The sequence below is a fragment of the Nostoc cf. edaphicum LEGE 07299 genome, assembly GCF_015207245.1.
Classification (GTDB): domain Bacteria; phylum Cyanobacteriota; class Cyanobacteriia; order Cyanobacteriales; family Nostocaceae; genus Nostoc; species Nostoc edaphicum_B.
In genome coordinates this window covers 1-3,986 of the sequence record NZ_JADEXF010000548.1, presented here as the reverse complement: position 1 = coordinate 3,986, position 3,986 = coordinate 1, and the positions used below count along the sequence as shown (strand labels likewise).

Sequence of the window (3,986 nt, the reverse complement as noted above, 5' to 3'; positions counted from 1 at the left end):
AAATATTAAAAACTATTTGAAATATAGTCATCAACTTTATTATGGAACATATTTCTCAACTAACAGCCGAAATTAGAGATAAAGCTGCATACCCAGATATCCTAGTCATATCCCGGATCTTTCTGCCGAAAGAAGCTGTAATTGGGGAATATATCTACAATCGTTGTCTGCAAGATCCAGAACGAATAATTGTGCTGGCAGCTAGTTGCTCAGGAGATGAAGTATTTGATAAGAGTCAACAGTTTCCTGTGTATCGCTGGTATTATCCTAAATATTGGCGTAGTGGCTATGTGGGAAATATCCTAAAGCCTTTGGTCAATATCGTCTGCTCATTTGTTTTAGCAATTAAACTCTATTTTCGCTATCACTATCGTTACATAGAGTGGGGCCACGGCTATGATTTTCCTTCACTGTTGCTATTGAGCTATTTGTTACCTATTCGCTTTTTTATCTATCTGCACGGCAACGATCTTCTTTGCACTTTACATAATCCCGTGCTGCGATCGCTATTTAAATTAACACTCAAACGCGCCGAAGGCATTGTTTGTAACAGTTCTTATACAAGAGACTACTTGAGAACTGCTTTCCGATTAAATACTCCTACCCACGTCATTAACCCCGTAATCAGACCAGAAAAATTTGGTAATAATGTAGCCAGTCCCAGTAGTCTTGAGGATTTACGGGTTCGCGTGCGTCAGACGTACAACATTCCCGAAACAGCAATAGTGATTCTCTCCATCGGTAGGCTAGTAAAACATAAAGGTTTCGACCGAGTAATTGATAATATCCCAATACTGCTAACTTTTGGGGTCGATGTTCACTATATACTCTGCGGTCAAGGGCCAAGTGAATCTGAACTGAAATCTCTGGCACATCGTTTGCGGATTGATAAGCGCGTCCACTTTGCCGGATATGTACCAGAGCGAGAATTAGCAGGTTATTATGCAGCTTGCGATATATTTGCCATGCTGACTTTATCGGATACTAAACCTAATAATATGGAAGGTTTTGGTATGGCTTATTTAGAAGCAAGTTACTTCGGGAAGCCGATAATTGCCCCTCGTTTAGGCGGTGTTCTAGATACAGTTCAGCATGAAGAAAATGGGATACTGGTTAATCCCAATTCTGGTTATGAAGTTTTTCAAGCTTTCAATCGGTTGTGCAAAGACCAACAACTACGCGAGCAACTCGGTCGTAAAGGTAAAGAATTAGCCAAGCGTAGAACTCTTCATCGATCGCTTTATAAATCAGATGGGAAAAATGCAATTTTGTGAAATTATTTTGTTAACTAAACCGGATTTAATCATAAAATTCAAAAAATCAAAAAAGGGTAATTTACTATAAGTTATATTTCTGCATAACCTTTAACAAATTGCTTCACAAAAGAGCAAGATTACAGTGTAAAATCTCGTTTGTGATGCGATTCAATGTGCAATGAAAAATATCTGCTTTAACATAGAGCAATTTCTTCGGCGTTACACAAAGCACCGAATGCAATCTTTCGTGTTTACAGTCATTGGATGTCTTGCTGTAGTTAGTGTGATTACCTTTGGGGCAATGTATGTTGTGGCTCAACCTGCTTCAACTTCATCTGAACGTCCCGCTAAAGCGCCAAATTTCGGGCGACACTTTCAAGAATTTGGGCGTGAAGGCTCTATCTTGATTTACGACTCAAAAAATAACCGCATCTATGAACATAATCCTCAACGTAATGCAACTGCGATCGCTCCAGCTTCAACATTCAAAATTTTTAACGCGCTGGTGGCATTAGAAACAGGTGTAGTTCCTGATGATGTGGCAGTTCTCACTTGGGATGGAATTCACCGAGAGATTGATGCCTGGAATCATGATACAAATTTGCGTCAAGCCTTTAAGGATTCAACTGTTTGGTTCTATCAAGTATTGGCACGTAGGGCTGGATATGAACGGATGCAGCAATTTATTAATAAAGTAGGCTACGGGAACCGTCAGATTGGCACTGTCGCAGACATCGATCGTTTTTGGTTACAACAGCCTTTGCAAATTACACCCAAAGAGCAAATTAAGTTTTTGCAACGGTTATATCAAGGAGATTTGCCTTTCTCGCAACGGACAATAAATCTTGTCAAAGACATTATGGTACGCGAACAAACTCCAGACTACACATTGCGAGGAAAGACAGGATGGTTAACGAGTACTAAACCAAATGTTGGTTGGTTTGTGGGTTATTTAGAGCAAAACAAAAACGTCTACTTTTTCGCGACAACCCTTGATATGCAAAAATCGGAAGATGCACCCGCCCGCATTGAGATTACACGACGTAGCCTCAAGGATTTGGGCTTGCTGGCTCAAATCAACTAACCACCACCGACAATAGTTACCACTTCTAAGCGATCGCTTGGCTGCACTTTTGTTTGCGGCCAAAACTGGCGGTGTAAAATTTCACCGTTATACTCCACAGCCACCAATCGGGGGTTAAAACCCAACTGTTGGAGTAAGTCGGGTAAAGAAGTTTGAAATGAGCAGCTATGGGTTTCCCCATTCACCTGAATCGTAATCTCGTTAGACATAATATGTGTGTGGGGCATTGGGCATTGGGCATTGGGCATTGGTTACTCACTTCGGACAAATGACAAATGACAAATGACAAATGACTATTTTAAAGTTCTGGTTTAATGCGATTGAGTTGGGAGAGCAAATATTGTGTCACGAGGGTAGGCTGTTCGGCTTGCATGAGCGATCGCACCACTGCTACACGTTCGGCTCCGGCATCGATCACATCATTGATATTATTGGCATCTATTCCCCCAATCGCAAACCAGGGAATTGAGCAATTTTTGGCAGCATAGCTGACATATTCTAAACCTGTTGCGACCTTACCTAGTTTCGTGGGAGTTTCATAAACTGGCCCGACGCCAATATAATCTACACCTTCAGCAATTGCTGCTTGCATTTCTTCTTTATTTGTGGTAGAAAGACCGATCAGACGTTGCGAACCCAGTAATTGCCGAGCAACAGCAATAGGCATATCTTGTTGTCCAAGATGCACGCCATCGGCATCGACAGCTAAAGCTACATCCACGCGATCGTTAACGATGAATAAAGCGCCGTAGATGTGGCATAACTGCCGTAATTTTCTCGCTTGTTCCAGGCGCAATGAATCATCGGCGGTTTTGTCGCGGTATTGTAGAAGCGTTAATCCACCTTTGAGTGCAGCCTCGACGTTATTCAATAAATTTTCACTAGGGGAAGTCACAAGATACAAACGCGATCGCCACAACAATTGATGGCGCTGATGACCCATTAAACTACTTTCTAGGGTATAAACCTGATAGCGCATCTGCTTACAAGCTTTAGCCATATTTGGTTGGTAAAGCTTGCTATATTCTTCCAACACCCTTAATGCTTCTTCTATCCGGCAAAAGTTAGCTTGCAAGACCGATTTTATACTGGCTCGTTCTTCTTCTTGAGGATGGGTTAATTCAGTCCCAGGATCGCCTGGTGTATCTCGCGCCGCCCGCAATTCTGGGGTATGCCACTTGGCTACCTCTTGTCGCAGCCGTTTGCATTCAAGAGCCAACTGGGCATTATTCAATCCAAACCGACACCATTCCTCGATAATTCGCAAGCCCTCACGAGCGCGGTCTAAATTGGCATCTAAAATGCGGTAAACAACTTGCTGTATTTGCTCTTTTTGGCTGTATGGCTCGACCATTACAACAACCCCGTTAGTGCTTTCATCGAAGTGTGAATTATCATAAGTCCTAGTAACCATAAGTTAATTAATTTGCTTTTTTTTACTAATTTTTGCGGAATCTACGCAAAACAACGTAGTAGTGAGGGTTACGGTAAATTATCCCATGTTCCTATAAACAGTGATAAGGGTAGTTTGAGGCTACAGTTTCGCACTGAGCTTAGTCAAGTATTTTACGGTAGACAACAAGCTTACAAAGGACTGGCAAAAGGGAATACGCCAGAAAATTCACAATCGAAAAAGAATGTAGAGA

The 3,986-nt window shown here is 41.7% G+C and carries 4 protein-coding genes; 2 read left to right on the top strand and 2 right to left on the bottom strand.

Translation table 11 applies throughout. The annotated features are described in order from the left end of the window. Nucleotides 1-41 precede the first annotated feature (41 nt). Together IQ229_RS16605 and blaOXA are read left to right on the top strand one after the other, a co-directional pair. Nucleotides 42-1,274 (top strand): glycosyltransferase family 4 protein, encoded by a 1,233-nt coding sequence (locus IQ229_RS16605; RefSeq protein ID WP_194045538.1) that lies wholly within the window; start codon nucleotides 42-44, stop codon nucleotides 1,272-1,274. Between the two features lie 217 nt (nucleotides 1,275-1,491). Further along, complete coding sequence (gene blaOXA, locus IQ229_RS16600; protein ID WP_194045536.1) at nucleotides 1,492-2,340, top strand: class D beta-lactamase; 849 nt, start codon at nucleotides 1,492-1,494, stop codon at nucleotides 2,338-2,340. On the opposite strand, the gene thiS is transcribed toward blaOXA, so the two are convergent. Further along, nucleotides 2,337-2,549 (bottom strand): sulfur carrier protein ThiS, encoded by a 213-nt coding sequence (thiS, locus tag IQ229_RS16595; RefSeq protein WP_194045534.1) that lies wholly within the window; start codon nucleotides 2,547-2,549, stop codon nucleotides 2,337-2,339. The genes blaOXA and thiS overlap by 4 nt on opposite strands. 89 nt (nucleotides 2,550-2,638) lie before the next feature. Then, nucleotides 2,639-3,754, bottom strand: a complete 1,116-nt coding sequence (locus IQ229_RS16590; RefSeq protein ID WP_194045532.1) for a thiamine phosphate synthase — start codon at nucleotides 3,752-3,754, stop codon at nucleotides 2,639-2,641. Between the last annotated feature and the right edge of the window lie 232 nt (nucleotides 3,755-3,986).